Consider the following 23,941-nt stretch of genomic DNA (forward strand, 5'->3'; position numbering starts at 1 on the left):
GAAATCATCGCATAGCGATCATCTCAACCATACACGCTGTAGAAAAACTGCGCCGCGACAACGACCAGAAACACGCCGAACGCGCGTTCCAGCTGCTTTTTGCTCAGCGCATGTGCCAGCCGCGCGCCATAGGGTGCAACAATCAGCGTGATCGGGATCAGCAATGCGACCGCGATCCAGTTGATGTAACCGGTCGATAGCGGCGGCAGACCGGCAGCGCCCCATCCAGCCCAGATGTAACCGGCAAGACCCGGCAGAGAAATGAGCACGCCAACACCGGAAGATGTGGCAACTGCCTGATGGATGGAGCGACCATAGAGCGTCATGAAGGTATTGTTGAGCACACCGCCGCCAACCCCCATCAGGCCTGAGAGAATGCCGATTGATGTGCCAACCAGAAACTTTGCCGGGTTTGGCGGCAGGTCATTGCCCAGATGCCAGTTTGAGCGGTTGGCAATCATGCGGAAGGCCAGCACCAGCGCAATACAGGCAAAGATCAGCCGCAGCGCGACACTGGACGCATAGGCAGCAATGGCCGAGGCAATCAGCGTGCCCAGCGGCACCGCGATAATCCAACCTTTCAGCAGCGCGGTATCAACGGCACCTTTCTGCTTGTGCGTCATGAATGAGCGAATGGATGTCGGAACGATGATGGCCAGCGACGTTCCAAGTGACAGATGCATGCGCACCGCCTCCGGCACATCCAGCAGACCGAACACATGGTAAAACACCGGCACCAGAACAGCACCGCCACCAATGCCGAACAAACCGGCCAGCAAACCGGCAACAACTCCTGCCGTGGCGAGGGCTGCGGCAAACATGGCAATCTCGGTGACAGGCGGCACGGTACTCTCCTGATATCTGGAATTTTGAAAAACTTGTTTTCAAGGAAACGGGGCAAGGACTGTCATCAATATGTGATGCTCTTACCGTATAGAACACCCGTCGCAAGCACACTGATCAGGCTTGCGGTACGACTACAAGGTTTCAGTACGAAAATATATTCGGTGGCGAATGTGTTTTGAATGTCGTCACGGATTATTGGTTTTATCATTTCAGCGGCAGCGACACCCCGCGTCACTGCCTCATCATGATGCCGGCCTTAGCGCCGGCATTTTTTACAACCTCGAAAGCATGTCGTTATCGCAAGATAGCTGCAGACTTCTGCGCTACATTACGTTAGTCGCAGTGGCGATAACCGGATTTGCGGGTGCGCAGATCAAAGTGGAAATGGTTCCAGTGGTCCTTGTCACTGCCAGGCCCAAGCACCGTCGAGAAATATTTGCAGCTGTCGCTGCGGACAGCTTTCAACAGACCCTTTTCGCGGAAGGCAAAGAAGCCCTTTTTGCGAACATCGATTTCCTTGCCGTTCTTCAACGTGATTGTGCCGATATCGATGGCATTGCCCTTGGCATGTTCAGACCACGGATTGCTGGCACGCGAATTCATCTTGCGGCAGGAATAACCGCCCATTGGCGTAATGCGCCCGACACCGGACATGTAGCGGAAACGCGACGACGGCACGAGTTCGAACTTCACCCATTTGGCAAAGGCAAGCGTCACCTGGCAGTTGAGCTTGACCGCAGGTTTGATCGCCACACCGCTGGCGAGACCATTGAGCTCCAGCGGGTAATCGATACCGCAGGTCGGGCCGTCGGCAATACGTGCCACATCGCGGAAGGACACACCCAGACGACGAAGCTCCGACCGGCAGGCCACTTCCGACTGAGGCATCATGCCGGGAGGTGCGGAAGAACGGTTTGACTGCGCCGGGTTTTGCGGCATCAACATCGCCACGTCCTGGACCGGCTGACCAGATGATTGCGGGCGTGGAGACGCCGCTGCCCGCGATGGCATGCCCCAGCCGGCAGGCAAAACGTTACCACTCGTCTGTACCGGATTGTCGGTGCCAATGCCGTCCACAACCGGCTGGTTGGTCATGCCTTCGGCCAGCTGATTGTCGCCAATCTGGTTTTGCTGTTCTTCGGCAAGACCTGTAACCGGCTCCACGCCGAGCATCGCATCCATGTTGACGCCATCCTGTGACGCGCGCAGCACGCCAAGCGATCCATTGCCGGGATTTCCATTCGACGCCGAGGAGACACCCATGGCCTCATCGCTATCGATGCGCGGCAAAGGCTGCTGCGTTGGCGCCGACATCAACTGCGGCTCACGATAAGTGCCGTCATTCATGTGCATGGCCGAACCGGCAGAGGCGACACCATTGGCGGGATAAGCCTGCCGCGCAGGTTCACGGGATGGCTGAATCGCACCCACACGCGTGGTGCCGTCAATCGACGCAGGCGGCACCAGACCCTCTGCCGAGCAGGCCGTCAATACCGTCGATATCATGAGCAACGCCACTGGGCGGCGCGGAAGGGAAATAAACGCCATACGATAACCACTTCTGCGGCCGCACAATGCGGCAATCGCTAAAATATTAACGAAACGAGGTAAACGAAACCTTTCGACCCCAACCGTAAATCCACCCGGCATAATTTAGGACAAACAAAAAAGGCGGCAAAAGCCGCCTTTTTGCTGTGTCGAAACCAGTGTCAGGCGGCGCGCGACGTTGCGCCATAACGCTCCTGCTCAAGCACGAAACCTGATAGCAGCGAGCGCAATTCACGGCTTTCATTGGCCAGCGTCTGGCTTGCAGCCGTGGTCTCCTCCACCATTGCCGCATTCTGCTGGGTCATCTGGTCCATGTGGTTGACGGACGTGTTGATCTCATGCAGGCCGGTTGCCTGTTCGCGGGCAGCAGTGGCAATGGTGTTGACATGTTCATCTACCCGGTTGACCAGTTTGACAATCTCTACCAACGCCTCACCGGTGGAACGCACCAGCGACACGCCGTTTTCAACTTCATTGGCAGAGCTGTTGATCAGCGTCTTGATTTCTTTGGCAGCATTTGCGGAACGCTGCGCAAGTTCACGCACTTCCTGGGCCACCACCGCAAAACCACGACCGGCCTCACCGGCACGTGCGGCTTCGACACCGGCATTCAGCGCCAGCAGATTGGTCTGGAAGGCAATCTCGTCAATAACGCTGATGATCTGGTTGATCTGGCGCGACGAGTCCTCGATGCGGCCCATAGCATCAACGGCATTGCGAACAATATCACCTGAGCGACCAGCACTCAGCTTGGTCTCACCCACCATGGTGCGCGCTTCATTGGCACGGTCCGATGCAGTGCGAACGGTGGCGGTGATTTCATCCAGCGCCGCAGCAGTTTCTTCCAGTGCGGCCGCCTGCTGTTCGGTACGACGCGACAGGTTGCCCGTTGCCTCATTGATGTCGCTTGCACTGTCACTGACCACGTGGCTGGTGCGCGAAATCGACGAAATGACTTGATGCAGTGCACTGGACGCCTTGTTGAAATCAGCGCGTAGCTTCGCATATTCGACACCGATATCGTCGACATGCACAGTCAGATCACCATTGGAAAGACGCTCCAGCGCAGTACCGAGGGCGTCCATGGCATAGGCCTGTTTCTCCGACACCGAGCGCAGCGCCAACTCATTGCCCTGCCGTGCTTCTTCTATCTGCTTTTGCTGGGCCACTTCTCGTTGCTGCAAGGCGCTACGTTCATTGACGGAATCGCGCAGCACCAGCAAGGTTTTGGCCATGGAGCCAATCTCATTGGTGCGATCCAGGAACGGTACGTCGACAGCGCCATTGCCATCGGCAATGCTTGTCATCACGTCACGAACGCGCGCGATTGGTCCAGTCACACTGCGGACGATGAAATAGGCGCCAGCAGTGATGGCGGCCGAGCCGATGACACAGATGGCAATATAAAGCTGGGCTTCCTTCCAGAAGATCGCAGCAAGGTCATCAACGTAAACGCCGGTGCCGATAACCCAGCCCCATGGCGTAAAGCCGGCCACATGTGAGAACTTCTCGACAGGATCAGGCGAACCCGGCTTTGGCCAGTAATAGTCGACAAAGCCCTGCCCGCTGGCCTGAACGGTTTTAACGAATTCCACGAACAGGAACTTGCCATTCGGGTCCTTGTCACCGGTCAGGTTCTTGCCATTCATTTCAGGCTTGATGGGGTGCATGACCATGGTCGGCACCATGTCATTGATCCAGAAGTAACCACTGCCCTTGCCGTAGCGCATTGTGGCAATCGTTGCCTTGGCCTGTACCTGAGCGGCTTCACGGGTCAAAGCGCCGCTCTGCTCCATTTTGTAGTATTGCTCAAGAATAGCGATAGCGGTGTGGTTCAGGGATTCAAGTCCTGCCTTCCGCTCCCGCTCCATTCCGCGGTAACTTTCAAACAGGCTAAATGTTAAAGCAGCCGCCAGCAGCGTAAGAAACAAAGCGACAAGCATATAAAAGCGCATGGATATCGTTGTGTTTTTCATATGTCGGACCACTTGAATATATTTCGATAGATAAAGTGATCATCCGGAAACATTTATTATGAATAAATTTAAATTAGACATAAGTAATGCGCCGCAGCCAAACAAACACAAAAATAAACACTTCAGATTGCAAGCAACTGTAAATATTAATACCGCAGCGCACAAAAATGCAAATTATGACAGGTGATTTTTACCTACGTCAAAACTAGGTAATTGGTTCTCTAAGCGACCAGTAACCCACGATTAGTGGTTTGTTTCTGTGCCAGGCCGGCACAAAAGCCTGACCTGTCCTGGCATCTAAAGACCTCGTTAACGATCCGCGCTTACGATGACAGGACGTAACGATTGCAAGCAGACACGAGTAATAAAATGGCAAAGCCAAGCTTCCGCTTTACCCATTACGACCTGAAAGAACTCCGCGCGGGTTCGACAATTGAAGTGAGCCTTAACGGCGTCAACAATGTCCGGCTGATGACAGCTGTGAACTATCAGCGATTTACCGAACTGCTTGATTTCAAGTATCTCGGCGGTGTCGCCAAGAAATCACCTGTTCGCATTGCCATTCCCGAAAGCGCACACTGGCACCTGATCGTCGACATGGAAGGCCATGCCGCTCTGGCAGAATCCTCGGTCAAAATGCTGCCTGCCATACCCCAGCAGGTACAGCGCAAGGCTTCCTGATGATCTGCCTGCGGCTAAGTGATCTGCCCAGCACAAAAAGCTGCCGGAAGAGCCGCTCTTCATAAATTTAACCTGTCCAGACATGTGGCGTCGAACGCACCATTGTTGGTTAATCGCGCTGCTCACTCCGGTGGCGCTGGGCGGGACGTAGGGTAAAGCGCATCTTGGAGGCCGGTTTACCCGACGTCCCACCTCACTCACCACTCGCCAGATGTCCATGGGAGCAAGCTTCACGAGATGACAACCATCACCATCACAAGGCATTGCGGCGCGTACAAAAGCCTCTATTCTGCAACGTGAAACGCTAAGACATCGGGAGGTCGGCATGAAATTTATTCTGGCAGCCGCATATATCGGTTTGATCGTCACACCTGCCTACGCGGATCAAAATTGTGGCGACCTGACGGATCAGACGGCGATGAATGTGTGCGCACAGAAAGCCTTCGAAAAGTCAGATGGAGAGCTCAACAAACTCTACAAGCAGATACAAACCAGGCTGAAAGATGATGCGGATACGACAAAGCTGCTCGTGACAGCACAGCGTGCCTGGATTGCTTTTCGAGATGGCGAATGCAGCTTTTCAAGCTCCATGGTCGCACAGGGAACTGTCTATCCATTCGTTCAGAATTCATGTCTGGACGGACTGACGCAAAATCGGATCAAAGACCTCAACGGCTATCTGTCATGCGAAGAAGGCGACATGAGTTGCCCAGTCCCGGCCAAATAAGTAAACCCGCGCGATTGCACTATTCAAACGACATGCGTCGTGAGTGACATTATCGGTAAAGGCCCGGTTTGAGCATTATTCAGGCTTCTGACTTTTGCGCCTGCTCCAGAACTGCACCCGCTTTGAAAGCTCCCGTTCAAAGCCGCGCTCATTGGGCTGATAGAACTCCAGATTTTTATCGCTCAGTTCTGCCGGAAAGAATGACTGGCCGCTAAAAGCATCCGGGTAGTCATGGTCGTATTTATACCCCTCATGATACCCCAGCTCCTTCATCAGCTTTGTCGGGGCATTAAGGATGTTTTTGGGCGGAGGCACAGACCCGGTCTGCCGGGCAAGCGCCGTTGCCGCATCAAAGGCGCGGTACGCGGCATTGGATTTGGGAGCAGTCGCGACATAAACGATAGCTTGTGCCATGAACAGCCGTGCTTCGGGCCAGCCGATACGCTCAAAGGCTTCCCATGCGGTAATCACCTGCTGCAATGCTTGCGGATCCGCCAGACCGACATCTTCAGAGGCCGCACAGGCCAGCCGCCGGAACAATACATTCGGGTCTTCACCACCCTCGATCATGCGTGCCGCCCAATAGAGCGCCGCATTCACATCGCTGCCACGCAGGCTTTTATGGAAGCAGCTCAACAGATTGTAGTGACCGTCATTGGCCTTGTCGTAGAGCGGCATTCTCTTTTGCAGAAGGGAAGCCAGATCGCTGCGCGACAGTGGTTGCCCCGCACCAGCCCGCAGAACCTCCTCGACCATGCCGATAAAATAACGACCATCACCATCAGCCAGATCGAAAAGGCTTTCCTTGGCCTCATCATCAAGCGGCAACGGTTTGCCGATATGCGCTTCGGCCCGCTCAAGCAGACGCGACAACGCCTCCTTACCGAGCGGATTGAGGGTGAAGACACGGGCACGCGATAGCAACGCGCCCACCAGGCTAAAACTTGGGTTTTCTGTGGTGGCACCCACCAGAATGATCAGGCCGCTCTCAACATGCGGCAACAGCGCGTCCTGTGTTGAGCGATTGAAGCGATGAAGCTCATCAATGAACAGAATGGTTTGCCGACCGAGCGTGCGTTCTTTCTTGGCTTCCTCGAACACTTTGCGCAAATCGGCAACACCGGACATGACAGCAGACAGCTGCACGAACTGCGCCTGCGCATCGGCGGCAACAATTCTGGCAATGGTGGTTTTACCGACGCCGGGAGGCCCCCACAAAATGAAGGATGACAGCACACCTGACTTGGCCATGCGGCCAATCGGGCCGTCATCTGCCAACAGGTGATCCTGCCCGACAACTTCTGAAAGCGTGTTCGGACGCAAGGCTTCTGCAAGCGGTCGTGGCATTTCCCGATCAAAAAGCGACACCCGCACCTCCGAAACTGCATTCATAAGGACGGCGGCCGAAGCCGCCAGTTATTCAACAACAGATTATCATCTTAAGTCCCATCAGGGCAAAATTCCCTCTCCGCTTGGCCGAATGTATCCGGGTGGTGACGCCTGTAAATTCGTCACCGTTTCAGAAGCGGAGAGGCATTTCTTTACCGAAGGAACTGCCGGATACGCTGGCCATCGCGCATGATCTCAACGCGCCAGAAACCGGGGTTTTGATCCATCGCGTCGGCAAGCGTCTTGGTGGAGGTGATGTCATTGCCGTTGATGACCAGCACAACATCCTTTGGACGGAAACCGACGCGGGACGCCGGCGAACCGCGGGCCACATCCGTCACCACCACACCGGTCGCCTGGGTTGGCATGCGCAGCTCATCCGCAAGCTTGGGCGAAAGATTGGCAACCTTTGCACCGGCAAACGGATTGCGGCCTTCAATGATACGTTCATCGCGCGGCTTGGTTTCCGGTGCGGTATCAAGCGCGATTTCAATCTCGCGGCTCTTGCCCTTGTCGATAACGGTCAGCTTGGCAGACTTGCCAATGCCGGCTGTCGTCAGGCGATACCCCAGTGCGTCAGGATGTTCGACAGCAATACCATCGACCGCAATCACCACCTGCCCCGGCTCAATGCCTGCCTTTTCTGCCGGACCATCCTTCACCACGCCAACCACCAGCGCACCACGGGCACGGTCGAGACCAAGCGCCTCAGCCACATCTGATGTCACCGGATCAAAGGTCGCGCCGACATAAGGACGCTGGAAGCTCTCGTCGCCCTTTTCAGCGGACGCCAGGAATACCCGCACTAGGTTGGCCGGAATGGCAAAACCGATACCGTTGGAGCCGCCACCACGCGAGAAGATCGCGGTGTTGATGCCGATCAGTTCGCCATTCATGTTCATCAGCGCACCACCGGAGTTACCGGGGTTGATCGAGGCATCCGTCTGGATGAAGAAACCGAAATCGCCTTGTACGACCTGATTGCGAGCCAAGGCCGAAACGATACCGCTGGTCACGGTCTGTCCGACACCAAACGGGTTGCCAATGGCCAGAACCAGATCACCCACCTCAACCGCATCCGAATTACCAAGGGACAAGGCCGGGAACTGTTCTTTTGAGTCGATCTTCAACACTGCCAGATCAAGCCGGTCGTCTTTCAGGAGGATCTTAGAGGCAAACTCGCGACCATCGGCCAGCGCAACCTTGATCTCGTCCGCACCTTCAATGACGTGGTTGTTGGTAACGACAAGGCCGTTCGCCGCAAGGATCACGCCCGAACCAAGCGACGACTGCTTTTCACTGCGGTTTGGCAATTGCTGGCCAAAAAACTGCTCAAAGAATGGGTCGCCGGCAAAGGGCGATGCCCGCCGCTGCACCATGCGCTCGGCATAGACATTGACCACCGCGCCTGCGGTCTGCTTGACCAGTGGCGCAAAGGAAAGCTGCATTTGCGTATGGCTGGAGGGCACCGTCTTGGTGTCTTGCGCATGAAGTGTGGCGGGAGCCAGCATAATAAGCGCAGTCACCGTCAGACAGGCGCGTTTGAACATACGGTCCATTTGATTCCCTTGATGCTGTTTCAAAGTGGTTTTAATGCCTGAAATTAAAAACGAAAATAGGCGGAAACATGGAAAATAAGGCAGGCGCCAACAGCGTGATTTTCACACGCTACACGGCCTGAATGATACTTTCCATAAGACCGTGCAACTGGTCGCGGTAGCCGGTTCTGGCAGATGGCGCATCCTCGCGCGAGGTCATGACGACACTGAGCTTTCGTGACGGTACGATGTATAACATCTGCCCGCCAAAACCCCAGGCATAGATTGTCTTTTCACCCGCCATATCCCGCATGAACCAGCAGTAACCGTAGCCATCGCCATTGAACACGGAATTGGTCCGCTGCGTCCACGATTGGTCGATCCAGCCTTGCGAAATCAGCCTGTCACCGGATGGTGTCACGCCGCCATTGCGGTAGAGTTCACCGAAGGCCAGCAGCGAACGCGCCGTCATCGCCATCTGGTTTCCACCGAGATAGATGCCCTGCGGATCGCGGTCCCAGGCGCCGATCCTGAAATCTTCAAGTGGCCGGAACCACTCTCGCGCCAGCGCCAGCGTGTTCTTGCCCGAGGCCTTGGTCAAAATGGCAGACAGAAGATGCGTGGACCCGGTGGAGTACAACATGCCACCGCCCGGTTCACCGTCGAACCCGGACCCAAGTGCAGTTCTTACCCAGTTGCGGCTGGAAACCCACCGGCCGTAATTGGGCCCAGACATCCGCGCCAGACCGGACTGCATGGACAGCAGATTGCCAATCGTCACCCGCTCCAGCCTTGGATCGGGGCTTTGCGGAAACTCGCTGCGCAAAACACTGGCAATCGGCTGATCGGCACTCTCCAACACCTTGCGATCAATCGCCATGCCGACCAGCGCCGAGACGACAGATTTGGACGCCGACTTGATGTTTACAGAACCGTTGAGGGCGTTGCCGTTATAGGCACGTTCGGCCACCCGTTTTCCATCAACGCTGACAAGAACGGTTTTTAGTGTCGCAAGCTCCTGCGCCTGGCGAAGAGCAGGCTCCAGACGGGCCGTTGTGGCAGGACTTGCCAAGGGAGACGACGTCTCGCCAGAGGACTGTGCCCGCACGCTGTGTGCCAATGGGAGGGATGCGATCAATGCAAGAGCGGTTCTTCTTTTCATGGACTTTATCTATGTTGCGAAAATCGCTGTAAAAGAGGCACCACAGCATGTCACTCAAACGTGACAGGATATTTTATCGCATCACACTGCAATATCTCATAGTGTCCACTTCCCTGCACCGAATGAAAAACGCCGCTCCGGAGTGTCCAGAGCGGCGTTTAAAACTTAACGAAGGAACCAGATTTTATTCCGGCAGAATGCGCACGGCACCCTTGTCGGCGCTGGATGCGAAGGCAGCATAGGCCTTCAACGCCGTGGTGACATTACGCTTGCGCGGTGCGGCCGGCTTCCAGCCCAGCTTGTCCTGCTCGGCGCGACGTTCTGCCAGTTCCGACTCCGAGATCACCAGATTGATGGTGCGGCCGGGAATGTCGATGGCAATTGTGTCACCCTGGCGCACCAGACCGATTGCACCACCCTGACCGGCTTCTGGCGAAGCATGGCCGATCGACAGGCCGGAGGTGCCGCCAGAGAAGCGACCATCGGTGATCAGCGCGCAGGCCTTTCCAAGGCCCTTGGACTTCAGGTAGCTGGTCGGATAGAGCATTTCCTGCATGCCAGGACCGCCCTTTGGACCTTCGTAACGGATGACAACAACGTCGCCAGCCTTGACTTCATTGTTGAGAATGCCCTTTACCGCAGCATCCTGGCTTTCGAACACAACGGCGGGACCGGTGAATTTCAGGATGGATTCATCCACACCGGCGGTTTTGACGATGCAGCCTTTCAGCGCAATGTTACCGAACAGAACGGCCAGACCGCCATCCTTGGAGAATGGATGTTCGACATTGCGGATGATGCCGGTTTCGCCATCGGTATCCAGCTCATCCCAGCGCGACGACTGGCTGAAAGCCACCTGTGTCGGAACGCCACCGGGAGCCGCCTTGAAGAACTGACGAACGGTTTCGCTGTTGGTTCGGGTAATATCCCAACGGTCGATTGCGTCGCCGAGCGTTGCCTCATGGACAGTCGGGCAATCACGGTTGATCAGACCACCACGATCCAGCTCACCGAGAATACGCATGATGCCGCCGGCGCGGTGAACGTCTTCCATGTGCACGTCCTGCTTGGCAGGCGCGACCTTGGACAGGCAAGGAACCTTGCGCGACAGACGGTCAATGTCTTCCATGGTGAAATCGACGCCGCCTTCATAGGCAGCTGCCAAAATGTGCAGAACCGTATTGGTGGAACCACCCATGGCAATGTCCAGCGACATGGCGTTTTCAAACGCTTGCTTGCTGGCAATGGTGCGCGGCAAAACGGATGTATCGTCCTGCTCGTAATAACGGCGGGTGATGTCAACGATCAGATGACCGGCCTCAACGAACAGGCGCTTGCGGTCGGAGTGCGTGGCAAGTGTCGAGCCGTTACCGGGCAGTGACAGGCCAAGAGCCTCAGTCAGACAGTTCATGGAGTTGGCCGTGAACATGCCGGAGCACGAACCGCATGTCGGACAGGCGGCACGTTCGATCGCACTGACTTCCTCGTCGGAAATCTTGTCATCCGCTGCAGCAACCATGGCATCAACCAGATCGAGTGCAACGGTCTTGCCGTGCAGAACAACCTTACCCGCTTCCATCGGACCGCCGGACACAAACACAACAGGAATGTTGAGGCGCATGGCGGCATTCAGCATGCCGGGGGTGATCTTGTCGCAGTTGGAAATGCAAACCATCGCATCGGCGCAATGTGCATTGACCATGTATTCAACGGAATCAGCAATGATTTCGCGCGATGGCAGCGAATACAGCATGCCATCGTGGCCCATGGCGATACCGTCATCCACGGCAATGGTATTGAATTCCTTGGCAACACCGCCAGCCGCTTCAATTTCGCGCGCCACGAGCTGGCCGAGATCCTTCAGGTGTACGTGACCCGGTACGAACTGCGTAAACGAGTTGACCACGGCAATGATTGGCTTGCCGAAATCGCCGTCCTTCATTCCGGTCGCGCGCCACAGGCCGCGAGCACCGGCCATGTTACGGCCATGGGTTGTCGTTCTGGAACGGTAAGCAGGCATGGTGTTTTCCTCGATCTTCAAGCCTTGCGGGAAGCAAAACGCATAAGGAAGCGCAAAACTGCCCGACTTTTTGATAGTTCTCTAGCGCATCTCCACCGATGTGTCACTGTCACCTTTGGCAAATACAGTACGGTTCGGTACGGTACGCATATTTCTTTGGATCAAGGAGTTCCGCCTCAATCACGAATACGCGATGTACGCCCATTCGACCTATTTTTTGCATCGGCCGTGAAACATATCTTGTTTATGCAACGTAGTAGGCATCATAACATGAAATGATGCCGGCAGGCTCGGCGCGGAGGAAATTAAAATGGCTGTTTACCGTCCACCCCATATTGCTGCACGTGATGTGACTCCGCGTGACACCTACATGAACCGCCGCAAGTTCATGGGCGCCGCCGCAGGTCTTGCTTTCGCCGGAGGTGCCGCAGGCAGTGCCTTTGCCGCTCCCCTCACCGCAAAACCCGGCCCCTACAAGATCGATGAAAAAGTAACACCGCTGGATGCCATCACCAGCTACAACAATTTCTACGAATTCGGGGTCGGCAAATCCGACCCGAAGGAAAATTCCCAGCATTTCAAGCCGACGCCTTGGACAGTGAAAGTCGATGGTCTGGTTGGCAAGCCCAAGGAATTCGGCCTTGAAGAACTGATGAAACTTCAGCTGGAAGAGCGCACCTACCGCATGCGCTGTGTCGAGGGCTGGTCGATGGTGATTCCGTGGATCGGTTTTCAACTCTCCGCCTTGCTTGATCAGGTCGAGCCGCTGGGCAGCGCCAAATATGTCTCGTTTGAAACCGTTGTCAGGCCAGAGGAAATGCCGGGCCAGACCGGACTTTTCCAACCGCTGAAATGGCCCTATGTCGAAGGCTTGCGCCTTGATGAGGCCCGCCATCCGCTGACGATCCTTGCCGTTGGCCTCTACGGTGAAACCCTGCAAAACCAGAATGGTGCGCCCATTCGTCTGGTCGTGCCGTGGAAATACGGCTTCAAAGGCATCAAATCCATCGTGCGCATATCACTGACGGAAACTCAGCCGGAAACCACGTGGAAAAATTCCAATGCCCGCGAATATGGTTTCTACTCCAACGTCAATCCAAACGTCGACCACCCCCGCTGGAGCCAGGCGAGCGAGCAGCGCATTGGTGAAGGTGGCTTTTTCGGCACGCAGAACCGCCCAACCCTGATGTTCAACGGGTACGACGAGGTCGCCAGCCTCTATAGCGGCATGGACCTCAAGGCGAATTATTGACATGGCTGCCAAGCTGCCCATTCCAGCACTTCCACGCCGTTTCCATGCGGCGAGCATCTGGCTTCTCTACATCATCGGGCTCTGTCCGGCCGGGTGGTATTTCTACCTGGGCGCCAGCGGGCAGCTTGGCCCCAACCCGGTCAAGGACTTTGAACACCTGCTTGGTATCTGGGCGCTGCGCTTTCTGATTGCCACGCTGGCCATCACCCCGCTGCGTGACTTTACCGGCATCAATTGGGTGCGTTACCGGAGGGCGCTCGGCCTTCTGGCGTTCTATTATGTTGTCATGCATTTTGCCACCTATATGCTGCTCGACAAGCGGCTGGACATGCTGTCGATCCTTGCCGACATTGCCCGCAGGCCCTACATCACCATCGGCATGGCCTGTCTTGTGCTGCTCATTCCCTTGGCAGTGACATCCAACAATCTGTCGATCCGAAAGCTTGGCAAAAACTGGATCAGGCTGCACAAACTTGTCTATCTGATCATCCTGGGTGGCGCCCTGCACTACTCGATGGCCGTCAAGTCCATCACGCTCGGGCCTTTCATCCACATGGCGCTACCGGTTCTGCTGGTTGCCTACCGGCTGATGCGACCAAGGATCATGGCATGGAAGAAACGCAGCGCCGTTGCCACAAGCCAGAAAGCCGTGCGGCAATGAATGCGGCCGCCACTATACCGGTGATGTAGCAGGCAATATTCCACAGCGAGAATACCCGCCCCAGCAACAAAGTGCCGACCGCAGTATCGCGGAAGGCATCAAGCGCCGGAAAGTGAACAAGGCGGACCAACTCCACCGCGATGGCCACAGCAATGGCGATCAGCGCCCTCTGACGCAGCGGATGATGGGCAAGCAATGTGGCAATCAGCAGATAGACCATTGAGCCCCACAGGATCGAGCCGCCATATTTCACCACCACAAAGGGCAGACCAACGGCGTAACCGAATTTGCGAAGGGCCAGCCCGAGAATGATCACCAGACAGGCGCCCGAAAAACGCCCCACACGCACTGAATAAAACCGTGAAAACGGCGGCAAGGCCATGTCGATTCCCTCAAGGGTTGATATAGCTTCTGAACGAAAAGATTGGCCGCAAACGGAAACAGCCTATGACCACAGACACAACATGGACCGGTGGCCGGCTTTCCGCCTTAGATGGTTATCTCTGCGATACCCATCCTTGGGGCGAACTCAAAGGCATAAAACGTTTTATCGTCGAGTTTTTGTATTTCGGCATCAAGGAGGCACGCGCCTGCCTGTTTGCTGGCCTGTTTTTCCTGTCGATTTTTCTGGTGCCGAGAGACGGCCTGTTTGGCCTGCCACGTTATGACGTGCTGCTGGTCATCGCGCTTGCCATCCAGTTTTTCATGATCTGGAGCAAGCTCGAAACGCTGGATGAAGCAAAGGCCATCTTCCTGTTCCACATTGTCGGTTTCGCTCTGGAAGTTTTCAAGACATCTGGCAGCATCCAGTCTTGGTCCTATCCGGATTTTGCCTATAGCAAGCTGTTTGGCGTGCCGCTGTTTTCCGGTTTTATGTATGCCGCCGTCGGCAGCTATATCATTCAGGCCTGGCGCCTGTTTGATATCCGCATCCGCCACCACCCCAGCTACTGGATGGCGACGCTCATCGGCCTGGCGATCTACGCCAACTTCTTCACCCACCATTATATCGGTGATTACAGGTGGTATATCGCGGCCTGTGCGCTCGGCCTTTATGCCCGTGCCACCGTCGTCTACCGCCCCTATGACCGCGACCGGCGCATGCCACTGCTTCTGGCCTTTGTGCTGATCGGCTTTTTTGTCTGGCTGGCGGAAAACCTCTCGACCTTCTTCGGCATCTGGGCCTACCCCAACCAGCTTGGCGCTTGGTCCATGGTGCATCTTGGCAAATGGAGTTCATGGTCATTGCTTGTCATCATGACCTTCACCATCGTTTCGCATCTCAAGCACATCAAGAGCCGCATTTCCGTGCCGGAATAGTTCATATCTCCACAAGGAGACTTATTGTTTTTGAACGACCAAAGCAAAACGAGACGGATGTCGCCCATGAAGATTGCCGCAGCCCAGAGCATCATAACCTCTGACATCCGCGAAAATGGCCGCACCATCCGGGCGCTGATCGTACAGGCAGCGACGCAAGGCGCCCGCCTCGTCAACTTCTGTGAAGGAGCATTGTCAGGTTACGCCAAGGCGCAAATCAGCTCACCCGAGAGCTGGCTAGATCTTGATTGGGCCACGCATGACGCAGAGCTTGCAGCGATTGCCGAGACCTGCAGAGCCCACAAAATCTTTGGCGTGATCGGCTCAGCCCATGCCCTGCCCGCATCACAGCCGCCACATAACAGCCAGTATATTCTCAGCGACACTGGAGACCTGATCGGTCGCTACGACAAACGTTTTCTCTCCAATACTGAATTGCAGGGTTGGTACACACCAGGCATCCATCCTGTAACATTCGAGGTCGATGGTTACCGCTTCGGCTGCCTGACCTGCATCGAGGTCCAGTTCCCGGAATTATGGATGGAGTACGAGCGCCTCGGCGTCGACGCGATCCTGTTCTCCACCTACGGCATCAGAAGCTTCTTCCAGATTGCGCTGCGCGCCCATGCCGGTTTCAACTGCCTGTGGATCAGTGGCGCAACGCCGGCACAAACCGCCCATGAAGGCCCGGCCGGCATTATCGGCCCTGATAGCAAGATCATCTCCCATTGCAGTGTAGAGACCAGCAACCAACTGGCCTTTGCAACGCTGGACCGCAATGAGCCAGTCTTTGATGGAGCCTTGCACAAGGCAAGACCTTGGCGGCGTCTGGCCCGACAGGGCGATATCTACCGGGACAAACGGATCAAGTTTGAGGGCTGAAACTCGCTGGCCTGCAGGATACCGCTCCGCCTGCGGGAAACTCTTCCAGAGAGACAACGCCCGGACAGAAAAAACACCAACCGAACACGAAAAAGTCCGAGTGATTGCTCACCCGGACTTTTATCAGTTTGACGTTTTAACGCGTCAGAACTTATGCAGCTTCTGCAGCTTCTGCTTCAGCAGCTACGCGAGCCTTGTCGGCTGCGCCCTTGGCGTTAACATCGCGTTCAACGAATTCAATAACTGCGAGAGCAGCATTGTCGCCCTGACGGAAGCCAGCCTTCATGATGCGCAGGTAGCCGCCGTTACGGTTTGCGTAACGAGCTGCGATTGCGTCGAACAGCTTGCGAACAGCGTCCTGATCCTTGATCTGCGAGAGAGCCTGACGACGAGCGTGCAGGTCGCCGCGCTTGCCGAGGGTTACCAGCTTCTCAACGATCGGGCGAATTTCTTTCGCCTTTGGCAGAGTGGTTACGATCTGCTCATGCGTGATGAGCGAAGCAGCCATGTTGGCAAACATTGCCTTGCGGTGGCTGGCAGTTCTATTGAGCTTGCGGCCTGAATTTCCGTGGCGCATTGCTATTCTCCTTTAATGCAGGTTCCTGATCTTCAGGCCTGCCGTTTCCTGGCACATGCAGACGACCTGTCTGCTGTTTGACGGGGAAAGGCAGTCTTTAAAGGGCCTGCCTCTGTCTGTATTAGTATTGGTCTTCGTAACGCTTTGCGAGATCTTCGATGTTCTCTGGTGGCCATGCCGGTACTTCCATACCGAGGTGCAGACCCATGGAAGCGAGAACTTCCTTGATTTCGTTCAGCGACTTGCGACCAAAGTTCGGAGTACGAAGCATTTCGGCCTCGGTCTTCTGGATCAGGTCGCCAATGTAGACGATGTTGTCGTTCTTCAGGCAGTTTGCCGAACGAACGGAAAGCTCCAGTTCGTCGACCTTCTTGAGAAGAGCCGGGTTGAACGCCAGTTCTGCAACGGATTCTTCCTCGGCTTCCTTCTGCGGTTCGTCGAAGTTGACGAATACGCCGAGCTGGTCCTGGAGAATACGAGCAGCAAAAGCAACTGCATCTTCACCGGAAACAGAGCCGTTAGTCTCGATGGACATAATCAGCTTGTCATAGTCGAGAACCTGACCTTCACGGGTGTTTTCCACCTTGTAGGACACTTTCTTGACCGGGGAGTAGAGGCTGTCCACGGGAATGAGGCCAATCGGGGCATCTTCCGCGCGGTTACGCTCTGCCGGTACATAACCCTTGCCGTTGTTGACGGTGAATTCCATGCGGATTTCAGCGCCTTCGTCGAGGGTGCAGATAACGTGTTCCGGGTTCAGGATTTCAATGTCGCCAACTGTCTGGATATCACCAGCAGTAACGGCACCTGGGCCCTGCTTACGCACAACCATGCGCTTGGAGTCGTCACCATCCATCTTGATGGCGATTTCCTTGATGTTCAGCACGATATCCGTCACGTCTTCCCGAACGCCGGGAATGGAGGAGAACTCGTGCAGAACGCCGTCAATCTGCACGGCCGTTACAGCAGCACCACGCAGAGAAGACAGCAAAACGCGGCGAAGCGCGTTACCAAGCGTAAGACCGAAACCACGCTCCAGAGGCTCGGCAACAAGCGTTGCCTTCGTGCGGCTCGAAGACGTGAACTCGACCTTGTTCGGCTTGATGAGTTCCTGCCAATTCTTCTGAATCATGTTTAAACCTTCCGTTCGCCGCCACCATCCAATCGTGGCGGTCCGAGCATGAACACTGAGAGGAACCGGGGTTCATCAGCGGGTTTGTCGCATAAAAGCCGGAAGACCGGAAGTTATGCGGTAAAACGCGAAAATTCCGCCTGACCAGAGGAAAGGCGGAACCACGAAGCAGCCTGCGTTAGACGCGGCGCTTCTTGCGCGGACGGCAACCGTTGTGCGGGATCGGCGTCACGTCGCGGATAGAGGTAATCATGAAACCAGCAGCCTGCAGAGCGCGAAGCGCGGATTCACGACCAGAACCTGGACCGCAAACCTCGACTTCAAGCGACTTCATGCCGTGTTCCTGAGCCTTCTTGGCGCAGTCTTCAGCAGCGATCTGGGCGGCAAACGGCGTAGACTTACGCGAACCCTTGAAACCCTTTGCACCAGCAGACGACCAGGCAATTGCGTTACCCTGTGCGTCAGTGATGGTGATCATGGTGTTGTTGAACGTGGAGTTTACGTGAGCAACACCAGAGGTGATGTTTTTACGTTCGCGACGCCGAACGCGTGTGGCTTCCTTTGCCATAGTATCCCTTTCATTGATCTCTTCACCGCCGTAACACCAGCGGCTACACCGGCGCCGAGCCGTTCAAGACCCTTCGCCAAATTCAAAGAGGCCGGCGCGTGCACCAGCCTCCCCACCCCGGTTTCCCGGAAATTACTTCTTCTTACCTGCGATCGCCTTCGCTGGACCCTTACGGGTACGAGCGTTGGTGTGCGTGCGCTGACCGCGGACCGGAAGGCCACGACGGTGACGCAGACCACGGTAGCAGCCGAGGTCCATCAGACGCTTGATGTTCATCGAGGTATCGCGGCGAAGATCGCCTTCTACCTGATAATCACGGTCGATGGTTTCGCGGATCTGAAGAACTTCAGCATCCGTCAGCTGATGAACGCGCTTTTCAGCCGGCAAGCCGACCTTGTCCATGATTTCCTGCGCGAATTTTGGACCAATCCCGTGAATGTAGGTCAGCGCGATAACAACGCGCTTCGCAGTCGGGATGTTGACGCCAGCGATACGTGCCACGTCTATTCTCCTTGCGTTCCAGTTGCCATCCGGCAAGTGGTGCTTCCATTAGAGCGGTAACAAGACCGCCAGTTCAAATTAATATCCGCCGCAAGCCGAAACGACTGCACCCGGATCTCCCTTGGGAAATCCGCGCCAGTCGCTGGATTGTCGCGAGTTGGCGCGATGTTTAGCGGAATCAGCGCGAAAAAGCAACCGGCTCCGCCAAGATTCTTTAGCGATCCAGAAGAACGCAAAACTCAGGCAGTTGCTTTCTCAAGCACGTGTTCGATCTCTGCAGTCACAGAATCGACGCCTGCCATCCCGTCAAGCGTCACCAACTGTCCCTGTTCGCTGTAATATTGCGACAGGGGAGCCGTCTTTTCATGGTATTCAACCATGCGCTTGCGGAAAGTTTCCGGATTATCATCAGGACGAACCTTACCACCGGCAGCAATGGTTTCAGCCACGCGGTTTTCGATTCGGCGAATCAGGGCTTCTTCATCCACTTTCAACTCGATGACAGCATCAAGTCTCAGGTTTTTCGCCTGCATGTTCTCTGCCAAAGCCTTGGCTTGAGGAACAGTGCGCGGATATCCGTCGAGGATGAAGCCCTTCGCACAGTCAGGCTCCACGATACGGTCCGACACGATCTGGTTGACGATATCGTCAGACACCAGACCACCGGCATCCATAACAGCCTTTGCACGTATGCCGACTTCAGTACCGGCGCTCACAGCCGCTCTCAACATGTCCCCCGTTGAAAGCTGCGGAATACCGTATTTGTCCGTCAAACGCTTGGCTTGGGTTCCTTTACCAGCACCTGGTGGTCCCAGAAATATCAGTCTCATCGTCCCCTCTTTCCTCCACGCAATTTAGATTTCTTGATCAGCCCTTCATACTGCTGGGCAATCAGGTGTCCCTGGATCTGGGCAACAGTATCTAGGGTTACACTGACAACGATCAAAAGCGAAGTACCACCAAGGGCTAATGGGATACCTGTCCGAGCAATAAGTGTCTCAGGAAGGATACACACGAACACAAGATAAACAGCGCCGATGACGGTGATGCGTGTCAGAACATGGTCAATATACTCGGCTGTGCGTTCACCTGGGCGAATGCCCGGAATGAAGCCGCCGTGCTTTTTCAGATTGTCAGCCGTATCCTTCGGATTGAAAACAATCGCGGTGTAGAAGAATGCGAAGAAGGCAATCAGCAGACCATAAAACAGCATGAACAAAGGCTGACCGTGCTGCAGCGACGCAATGATCGTTGTCGCCCAGTTCGGCAGATTGCCGTTACCGGCAAAACCGGCAGCCGTCGCTGGCAAAAGCAGCAGCGAAGAAGCGAAGATCGCAGGGATAACACCGGCAGTGTTCAGCTTCAGTGGCAGGTGCGATGTATCACCCTGGAACATGCGGTTGCCAACCTGACGCTTCGGATACTGGATCAGAAGACGACGCTGCGCACGTTCCACGAACACGATCAGCGCAATAACGCCAATAGCCACCACGACCACAGCCAGGATAAGCGGTGTGGACAGAGCGCCTGTACGGCCCAGTTCCAGCGTACCGGCAAGAGCTGTCGGCAGACCGGCAGCAATACCGGCAAAAATGATCAGGGAAATACCGTTACCAATACCACGCGAGGTGATCTGTTCACCCAGCCACATCAGGAACATTGTACCGCCGAGCAGCGTAATGACGGTAGAAATGCGGAAGAACCAGCCCGGATCGATCACAAGGCCGCTGCCGCTTTCCAGACCAACGGCAATGCCGTAGGCCTGCAGGGTGCCGAGCAGCACAGTGCCGTAACGGGTGTACTGGTTGATGATCTTGCGACCAGCCTCCCCTTCTTTCTTCAGCGCTTCAAGCGACGGCACAACGGACGTCATAAGCTGCACGATGATCGAAGCAGAGATGTAAGGCATGATGCCGAGCGCGAAAATCGCCATGCGCTCTACAGCGCCGCCCGCAAACATGTTGAAAAGACCTAGGATACCGCCCGCTTGACCGCGGAATGCCTGTGCATAGGCCTCTGGGTTAAGACCCGGAAGCGGAATATGCGTACCAAGACGGTATACGAGAAGTGCTGCGAGGGTGAACCACAATCTCTTTTTCAGATCTTCCGCTTTCGCGAAAGTTGAAAAATTCAGGTTTGAGGCCAGTTGTTCCGCTGCTGAAGCCATAAAATTCTCCGCGCGACCCTTGCCAGCAGCCCGAAACCGGCAGTTCCGGAAAAGGTCAAAAAGATACTGGTTCAAAAACCGGGCTTCGGACGGACGCGGACGAACCGCAATCTTGCCTCACCCCTGTTTCCATGTGTCCCGGTCACAAACATTACGTTCGTCGTCGGGACTGTGAGGCTCTCATAAGGGAGCGCGAACGCCCGGAGTGAACCACTCCGGGCGTTCGTAGTCTATATATTACTCAGCAGCTTCAGCTGCAACAACCAGAAGCTTGATAGAGCTGCCAGCTTTTTCGATCTTTTCAACAGCAGCCTTGGAGGCGCCGGCTACTTCAATCGTTACCTTGGTGGTCAGTTCGCCACCGGACAGAACGCGAACGCCGTCCTTTTCGCGACGAATGACGCCAGCAGCCTTCAGAGCAGCCGAATCGATCGTTGCCTTAGGGTCGAGCTTCTTGGCATCGATTGCAGTCTGGATACGGCCGAGCGAAACGGTTGCGTATTCAGAAGCGAAGATGTTGGTGAAGCCGCGCTTTGGCAGACGACGGTAGATAGGCATCTGACCGCCTTCGAAGCCGTTGATAGCAACGCCCGAACGAGCCTTCTGACCCTTAACACCACGACCACCGGTCTTGCCCTTGCCGGAACCGATACCGCGACCTACGCGGATACGATCCTTGGAAGAACCTTCGTTGTCTTTAATTTCATTGAGTTTCATGATGACTTCCCCGGTCTTACTTCTCGTCTACGACGCGAACGAGATGCTGGACAGCACGGATCATGCCACGAACCGATGGAGTATCTTCCAGGGTACGCTGACGGTGCATCTTGTTGAGACCCAGGCCGATCAGCGTCTGACGCTGTACTGCCGGGCGGCGATTGGCACTGGCGATCTGTTCGACCGTAACAGTCTTCTTGGATTCAGTAGCATTCTTGGCCATGATCCAGCTCCTTATTCTTCAGCAGCGTTGCCGGAAGCGGCGCGGCGTGCCTGAAGAGTTGCATACTTGAGACCACGCTGTGCAGCGACGTCCTTCGGATGAACCTGGTGCTTCAGAGCGTCGAAAGTTGCGCGAACCATGTTGTACGGGTTCGAAGAACCTGTCGACTTGGCGACGACGTCGTGAACGCCGAGCGTTTCGAAAACAGCGCGCATTGGACCACCGGCGATGATACCAGTACCAGCCTTTGCAGAGCGCAGCAGAACCTTGCCAGCGCCGTGACGGCCGTTAACATCGTGGTGCAGAGTGCGGCCATCGCGAAGCGGAACGAAGATCAGATCGCGCTTTGCGCTTTCAGTTGCCTTGCGGATAGCTTCTGGAACTTCACGAGCCTTGCCGTGACCGAAACCAACGCGACCCTTCTGGTCGCCAACAACAACGAGAGCAGCGAAGCCGAAACGACGGCCACCCTTAACAACCTTTGCAACGCGGTTGATTGCAACCAGCTTGTCAACGAATTCGCTATCGCGCTCTTCGCGGTTCTGGCGATCGTCGCGAGAACCTCTTTTATCCTGTGCCATTGTCCTTTTCCTTTTTCTTTTGCGGGTAGAACGGCAAACGAGAGAAGGACCACCGGTTCCATTTCTGGAACCCGCATGGTCCGGTGAAAACCGCCCGGACGGATCCGGGCGGAAGCTTTTTAGAAGTTCAGACCGCTTTCGCGTGCTGCATCCGCCAGGGCCTTAACGCGGCCGTGATAGATGAATGCGCCACGATCGAATACAACATCCTTGACGCCAGCCTTGCCAGCGCGCTCTGCAACCAGCTTGCCAACAACGGCAGCTGCTGCAACGTCTGCACCAGTCTTCAGCGACTTGCGCAGATCTGCTTCGAGTGTCGAGGCAGACGCAAGCGTCGTGCCGGCAACATCATCGATGACCTGTGCATAGATGTTCTTCGACGAGCGATGAACCGACAGGCGCGGGCGACCGTTAGCAACCGCCTTGATCTGGCGGCGTACACGGTTCGCACGGCGTGAAAGTGCTTCTTTCCTGCTAGCCATTTCGCGAGTTCCTTACTTCTTCTTGCCTTCTTTGCGGATGATCCGTTCTTCAGCGTACTTGACGCCTTTGCCCTTGTAGGGCTCGGGACCACGGTATTCGCGGATTTCCGCGGCAACCTGACCGACCTGCTGCTTGTTAATGCCGGAAACGATGATTTCCGTCGGCTTAGGAACGGCAATGGTGATGCCGACCGGAGGCTCATAAACAACATCGTGAGAGAAACCGAGCGCCAGCTGCAGGTTCTGGCCCTGCATGGCTGCGCGATAACCAACGCCGTTGATTTCGAGCTTACGTTCGTAACCGTCCTTAACACCCTTGAAGATGTTCTCGATCATCGTGCGGGACATGCCCCACTTCGAACGAGCTTCCTTGGTGTTGTTGGCCGGCTGAACCGAAACCGAGTTTTCTTCCAGCTTCAACTGAATGTCGTCATTAGCGACGAAAAACAGTTCACCCTTCGGACCCTTTGCAGTGATCTTCTGGCCATCAACCGTGGCCGTAATCCCTGCTGGTACCTGAACGGGCTTTTTACCGATACGAGACATATTTTTATCCTGCCTGTTTCGCCAGGAGACCCCTGCCCGATCTTAGAAGACCGAGCAAAGAACCTCGCCACCAACGTTCTGTTCACGAGCCTGGTGATCAGCCATCACACCCTTCGGAGTCGAAAGGATAGTGATGCCGAGACCGTTCGCGACCTGCGGAATGGACTTTACCGAGACATAAACCCGGCGGCCCGGCTTGGATACGCGGCCGATCTCACGGATCACGGACGCGCCTTCGTAGTACTTCAGCTCGATCGTGAACTCGGCCTTGCCGTTTTCAAAATCGGACTTGGAATAACCGCGAATGTAGCCTTCAGCCTGCAGCACGTCGAGAACGCGCGCACGGAGGCTGGAAGCAGGAGTGCTAACCGACGACTTGCGACGAGCAGCACCATTGCGGATGCGGGTGAGCATATCACCCAACGGATCAGTCATTGTCATGTGC

General features: G+C 55.6%; 26 protein-coding genes. 6 read left to right on the forward strand and 20 right to left on the reverse strand.

Features of this window, described 5'->3' with window-relative positions; genetic code table 11:
• Positions 1-23: 23 nt before the first annotated feature.
• From ACZ5FM_RS09625 to ACZ5FM_RS09635, 3 genes are all read right to left on the reverse strand, one after another.
• Positions 24-845 carry a sulfite exporter TauE/SafE family protein gene (locus ACZ5FM_RS09625; RefSeq protein WP_464038557.1) on the reverse strand — a complete coding sequence of 274 codons (822 nt, stop codon included), beginning with the start codon at positions 843-845 and terminating at the stop codon, positions 24-26.
• 334 nt (positions 846-1,179) lie between these two features.
• A complete protein-coding gene (locus ACZ5FM_RS09630) occupies positions 1,180-2,394 on the reverse strand; it encodes an extensin-like domain-containing protein (RefSeq protein WP_464038558.1) in 1,215 nt (404 codons plus the stop codon).
• 161 nt (positions 2,395-2,555) lie between these two features.
• Positions 2,556-4,370, reverse strand: a complete 1,815-nt coding sequence (locus ACZ5FM_RS09635) for a methyl-accepting chemotaxis protein (protein WP_464038559.1) — start codon at positions 4,368-4,370, stop codon at positions 2,556-2,558.
• A 369-nt stretch (positions 4,371-4,739) separates the two neighbouring features.
• On the opposite strand from ACZ5FM_RS09635, the gene ACZ5FM_RS09640 reads away from it, so the two are divergent.
• Both ACZ5FM_RS09640 and ACZ5FM_RS09645 read left to right on the forward strand, forming a co-directional pair.
• Positions 4,740-5,051, forward strand: coding sequence for a DUF1883 domain-containing protein (locus ACZ5FM_RS09640; protein ID WP_192488662.1), 312 nt, complete (start codon positions 4,740-4,742; stop codon positions 5,049-5,051).
• 325 nt (positions 5,052-5,376) lie between these two features.
• Entirely contained in the window at positions 5,377-5,778 is a 402-nt protein-coding gene (locus tag ACZ5FM_RS09645; protein WP_250981766.1) for a lysozyme inhibitor LprI family protein, read from the forward strand.
• A 75-nt stretch (positions 5,779-5,853) separates the two neighbouring features.
• Here the strand turns inward: ACZ5FM_RS09645 and ACZ5FM_RS09650 are convergent, their stop codons facing one another.
• The 4 genes from ACZ5FM_RS09650 to ilvD all read right to left on the reverse strand — a co-directional run bounded on the left by ACZ5FM_RS09650 (position 5,854) and on the right by ilvD (position 11,887).
• Positions 5,854-7,125, reverse strand: coding sequence for a replication-associated recombination protein A (locus ACZ5FM_RS09650; protein WP_409515562.1), 1,272 nt, complete (start codon positions 7,123-7,125; stop codon positions 5,854-5,856).
• A gap of 194 nt (positions 7,126-7,319) precedes the next feature.
• Entirely contained in the window at positions 7,320-8,726 is a 1,407-nt protein-coding gene (locus ACZ5FM_RS09655; RefSeq protein WP_464038560.1) for a DegQ family serine endoprotease, read from the reverse strand.
• A gap of 109 nt (positions 8,727-8,835) precedes the next feature.
• A complete protein-coding gene (locus ACZ5FM_RS09660) occupies positions 8,836-9,867 on the reverse strand; it encodes a serine hydrolase domain-containing protein (RefSeq protein ID WP_464038561.1) in 1,032 nt (343 codons plus the stop codon).
• Between the two features lie 184 nt (positions 9,868-10,051).
• Positions 10,052-11,887 carry a dihydroxy-acid dehydratase gene (gene ilvD / locus ACZ5FM_RS09665; RefSeq protein WP_192488657.1) on the reverse strand — a complete coding sequence of 612 codons (1,836 nt, stop codon included), beginning with the start codon at positions 11,885-11,887 and terminating at the stop codon, positions 10,052-10,054.
• A 310-nt stretch (positions 11,888-12,197) separates the two neighbouring features.
• On the opposite strand from ilvD, the gene msrP reads away from it, so the two are divergent.
• Together msrP and msrQ are read left to right on the forward strand one after the other, a co-directional pair.
• Entirely contained in the window at positions 12,198-13,139 is a 942-nt protein-coding gene (msrP, locus tag ACZ5FM_RS09670; RefSeq protein WP_464038562.1) for a protein-methionine-sulfoxide reductase catalytic subunit MsrP, read from the forward strand.
• A 1-nt stretch (position 13,140) separates the two neighbouring features.
• Complete coding sequence (gene msrQ, locus ACZ5FM_RS09675; protein ID WP_464038563.1) at positions 13,141-13,800, forward strand: protein-methionine-sulfoxide reductase heme-binding subunit MsrQ; 660 nt, start codon at positions 13,141-13,143, stop codon at positions 13,798-13,800.
• Here the strand turns inward: msrQ and ACZ5FM_RS09680 are convergent.
• Positions 13,742-14,182 carry a ribosomal maturation YjgA family protein gene (locus tag ACZ5FM_RS09680; RefSeq protein ID WP_464038564.1) on the reverse strand — a complete coding sequence of 147 codons (441 nt, stop codon included), beginning with the start codon at positions 14,180-14,182 and terminating at the stop codon, positions 13,742-13,744. The two genes, msrQ and ACZ5FM_RS09680, sit on opposite strands and share 59 nt — an antisense overlap.
• 65 nt (positions 14,183-14,247) lie before the next feature.
• On the opposite strand from ACZ5FM_RS09680, the gene ACZ5FM_RS09685 reads away from it, so the two are divergent.
• Positions 14,248-15,120, forward strand: a complete 873-nt coding sequence (locus tag ACZ5FM_RS09685; protein ID WP_464038565.1) for a DUF817 domain-containing protein — start codon at positions 14,248-14,250, stop codon at positions 15,118-15,120.
• Between the two features lie 66 nt (positions 15,121-15,186).
• Positions 15,187-16,002 (forward strand): carbon-nitrogen hydrolase family protein, encoded by an 816-nt coding sequence (locus ACZ5FM_RS09690; RefSeq protein WP_464038566.1) that lies wholly within the window; start codon positions 15,187-15,189, stop codon positions 16,000-16,002.
• Between the two features lie 151 nt (positions 16,003-16,153).
• Here ACZ5FM_RS09690 and rplQ read toward each other — a convergent pair whose 3' ends face one another.
• The 12 genes from rplQ to rpsH form a co-directional block, all read right to left on the reverse strand.
• The gene (gene rplQ / locus ACZ5FM_RS09695; RefSeq protein WP_192488651.1) at positions 16,154-16,579 is read right to left on the reverse strand and encodes a 50S ribosomal protein L17; all 426 of its coding nucleotides are present in this window, start codon (positions 16,577-16,579) and stop codon (positions 16,154-16,156) included.
• Positions 16,580-16,700: 121 nt separating this feature from the next.
• Complete coding sequence (locus ACZ5FM_RS09700; protein WP_192488650.1) at positions 16,701-17,711, reverse strand: DNA-directed RNA polymerase subunit alpha; 1,011 nt, start codon at positions 17,709-17,711, stop codon at positions 16,701-16,703.
• A 178-nt stretch (positions 17,712-17,889) separates the two neighbouring features.
• On the reverse strand, positions 17,890-18,279 hold the full coding sequence (gene rpsK / locus ACZ5FM_RS09705) for a 30S ribosomal protein S11 (protein ID WP_007766864.1): 390 nt from the start codon (positions 18,277-18,279) through the stop codon (positions 17,890-17,892).
• Positions 18,280-18,411: 132 nt separating this feature from the next.
• The gene (gene rpsM / locus ACZ5FM_RS09710; RefSeq protein ID WP_192488649.1) at positions 18,412-18,780 is read right to left on the reverse strand and encodes a 30S ribosomal protein S13; all 369 of its coding nucleotides are present in this window, start codon (positions 18,778-18,780) and stop codon (positions 18,412-18,414) included.
• A gap of 239 nt (positions 18,781-19,019) precedes the next feature.
• On the reverse strand, positions 19,020-19,610 hold the full coding sequence (locus ACZ5FM_RS09715; RefSeq protein WP_250981776.1) for an adenylate kinase: 591 nt from the start codon (positions 19,608-19,610) through the stop codon (positions 19,020-19,022).
• Entirely contained in the window at positions 19,607-20,947 is a 1,341-nt protein-coding gene (secY, locus tag ACZ5FM_RS09720; protein ID WP_192488647.1) for a preprotein translocase subunit SecY, read from the reverse strand. Before secY ends, ACZ5FM_RS09715 begins: the two co-directional genes overlap by 4 nt.
• A gap of 237 nt (positions 20,948-21,184) precedes the next feature.
• Positions 21,185-21,664, reverse strand: coding sequence for a 50S ribosomal protein L15 (gene rplO / locus ACZ5FM_RS09725; RefSeq protein ID WP_192488646.1), 480 nt, complete (start codon positions 21,662-21,664; stop codon positions 21,185-21,187).
• Positions 21,665-21,680: 16 nt separating this feature from the next.
• Positions 21,681-21,887: a 50S ribosomal protein L30 gene (gene rpmD / locus ACZ5FM_RS09730; RefSeq protein WP_192488645.1), complete on the reverse strand. Its 207-nt coding sequence runs from the start codon at positions 21,885-21,887 to the stop codon at positions 21,681-21,683.
• A gap of 11 nt (positions 21,888-21,898) precedes the next feature.
• A complete protein-coding gene (gene rpsE, locus ACZ5FM_RS09735; RefSeq protein WP_192488644.1) occupies positions 21,899-22,468 on the reverse strand; it encodes a 30S ribosomal protein S5 in 570 nt (189 codons plus the stop codon).
• A 119-nt stretch (positions 22,469-22,587) separates the two neighbouring features.
• Entirely contained in the window at positions 22,588-22,950 is a 363-nt protein-coding gene (gene rplR, locus ACZ5FM_RS09740; RefSeq protein WP_192488643.1) for a 50S ribosomal protein L18, read from the reverse strand.
• 12 nt (positions 22,951-22,962) lie between these two features.
• Positions 22,963-23,496 carry a 50S ribosomal protein L6 gene (gene rplF, locus ACZ5FM_RS09745; RefSeq protein WP_192488642.1) on the reverse strand — a complete coding sequence of 178 codons (534 nt, stop codon included), beginning with the start codon at positions 23,494-23,496 and terminating at the stop codon, positions 22,963-22,965.
• Positions 23,497-23,538: 42 nt separating this feature from the next.
• Complete coding sequence (gene rpsH / locus ACZ5FM_RS09750) at positions 23,539-23,937, reverse strand: 30S ribosomal protein S8 (protein WP_045024690.1); 399 nt, start codon at positions 23,935-23,937, stop codon at positions 23,539-23,541.
• Positions 23,938-23,941 lie beyond the last annotated feature (4 nt).

This window comes from Agrobacterium sp. 5Ca50 (assembly GCF_055381905.1).

Excerpts from the sequence above, each read along its gene's own strand:
- ACZ5FM_RS09655 (WP_464038560.1), bottom strand. The coding sequence starts at position 8,726 with ATGGACCGTATGTTCAAACGCGCCTGTCTGACGGTGACTGCGCTTATT.
- ACZ5FM_RS09640 (WP_192488662.1), top strand. The coding sequence starts at position 4,740 with ATGGCAAAGCCAAGCTTCCGCTTTACCCATTACGACCTGAAAGAACTC.
- ACZ5FM_RS09700 (WP_192488650.1), bottom strand. The coding sequence starts at position 17,711 with ATGATTCAGAAGAATTGGCAGGAACTCATCAAGCCGAACAAGGTCGAG.
- ACZ5FM_RS09635 (WP_464038559.1), bottom strand. The coding sequence starts at position 4,370 with ATGAAAAACACAACGATATCCATGCGCTTTTATATGCTTGTCGCTTTG.
- secY (WP_192488647.1), bottom strand. The coding sequence starts at position 20,947 with ATGGCTTCAGCAGCGGAACAACTGGCCTCAAACCTGAATTTTTCAACT.
- ACZ5FM_RS09690 (WP_464038566.1), top strand. The coding sequence starts at position 15,187 with ATGAAGATTGCCGCAGCCCAGAGCATCATAACCTCTGACATCCGCGAA.
- rplR (WP_192488643.1), bottom strand. The coding sequence starts at position 22,950 with ATGGCTAGCAGGAAAGAAGCACTTTCACGCCGTGCGAACCGTGTACGC.
- ACZ5FM_RS09630 (WP_464038558.1), bottom strand. The coding sequence starts at position 2,394 with ATGGCGTTTATTTCCCTTCCGCGCCGCCCAGTGGCGTTGCTCATGATA.
- ACZ5FM_RS09645 (WP_250981766.1), top strand. The coding sequence starts at position 5,377 with ATGAAATTTATTCTGGCAGCCGCATATATCGGTTTGATCGTCACACCT.
- ilvD (WP_192488657.1), bottom strand. The coding sequence starts at position 11,887 with ATGCCTGCTTACCGTTCCAGAACGACAACCCATGGCCGTAACATGGCC.
- rpmD (WP_192488645.1), bottom strand. The coding sequence starts at position 21,887 with ATGGCCAAGAATGCTACTGAATCCAAGAAGACTGTTACGGTCGAACAG.
- rpsK (WP_007766864.1), bottom strand. The coding sequence starts at position 18,279 with ATGGCAAAGGAAGCCACACGCGTTCGGCGTCGCGAACGTAAAAACATC.
- rplF (WP_192488642.1), bottom strand. The coding sequence starts at position 23,496 with ATGTCTCGTATCGGTAAAAAGCCCGTTCAGGTACCAGCAGGGATTACG.
- msrQ (WP_464038563.1), top strand. The coding sequence starts at position 13,141 with ATGGCTGCCAAGCTGCCCATTCCAGCACTTCCACGCCGTTTCCATGCG.
- ACZ5FM_RS09660 (WP_464038561.1), bottom strand. The coding sequence starts at position 9,867 with ATGAAAAGAAGAACCGCTCTTGCATTGATCGCATCCCTCCCATTGGCA.
- msrP (WP_464038562.1), top strand. The coding sequence starts at position 12,198 with ATGGCTGTTTACCGTCCACCCCATATTGCTGCACGTGATGTGACTCCG.
- ACZ5FM_RS09680 (WP_464038564.1), bottom strand. The coding sequence starts at position 14,182 with ATGGCCTTGCCGCCGTTTTCACGGTTTTATTCAGTGCGTGTGGGGCGT.
- rplO (WP_192488646.1), bottom strand. The coding sequence starts at position 21,664 with ATGAAACTCAATGAAATTAAAGACAACGAAGGTTCTTCCAAGGATCGT.
- ACZ5FM_RS09650 (WP_409515562.1), bottom strand. The coding sequence starts at position 7,125 with ATGCCACGACCGCTTGCAGAAGCCTTGCGTCCGAACACGCTTTCAGAA.
- rpsH (WP_045024690.1), bottom strand. The coding sequence starts at position 23,937 with ATGACAATGACTGATCCGTTGGGTGATATGCTCACCCGCATCCGCAAT.
- ACZ5FM_RS09685 (WP_464038565.1), top strand. The coding sequence starts at position 14,248 with ATGACCACAGACACAACATGGACCGGTGGCCGGCTTTCCGCCTTAGAT.
- rplQ (WP_192488651.1), bottom strand. The coding sequence starts at position 16,579 with ATGCGCCACGGAAATTCAGGCCGCAAGCTCAATAGAACTGCCAGCCAC.
- rpsE (WP_192488644.1), bottom strand. The coding sequence starts at position 22,468 with ATGGCACAGGATAAAAGAGGTTCTCGCGACGATCGCCAGAACCGCGAA.
- ACZ5FM_RS09715 (WP_250981776.1), bottom strand. The coding sequence starts at position 19,610 with ATGAGACTGATATTTCTGGGACCACCAGGTGCTGGTAAAGGAACCCAA.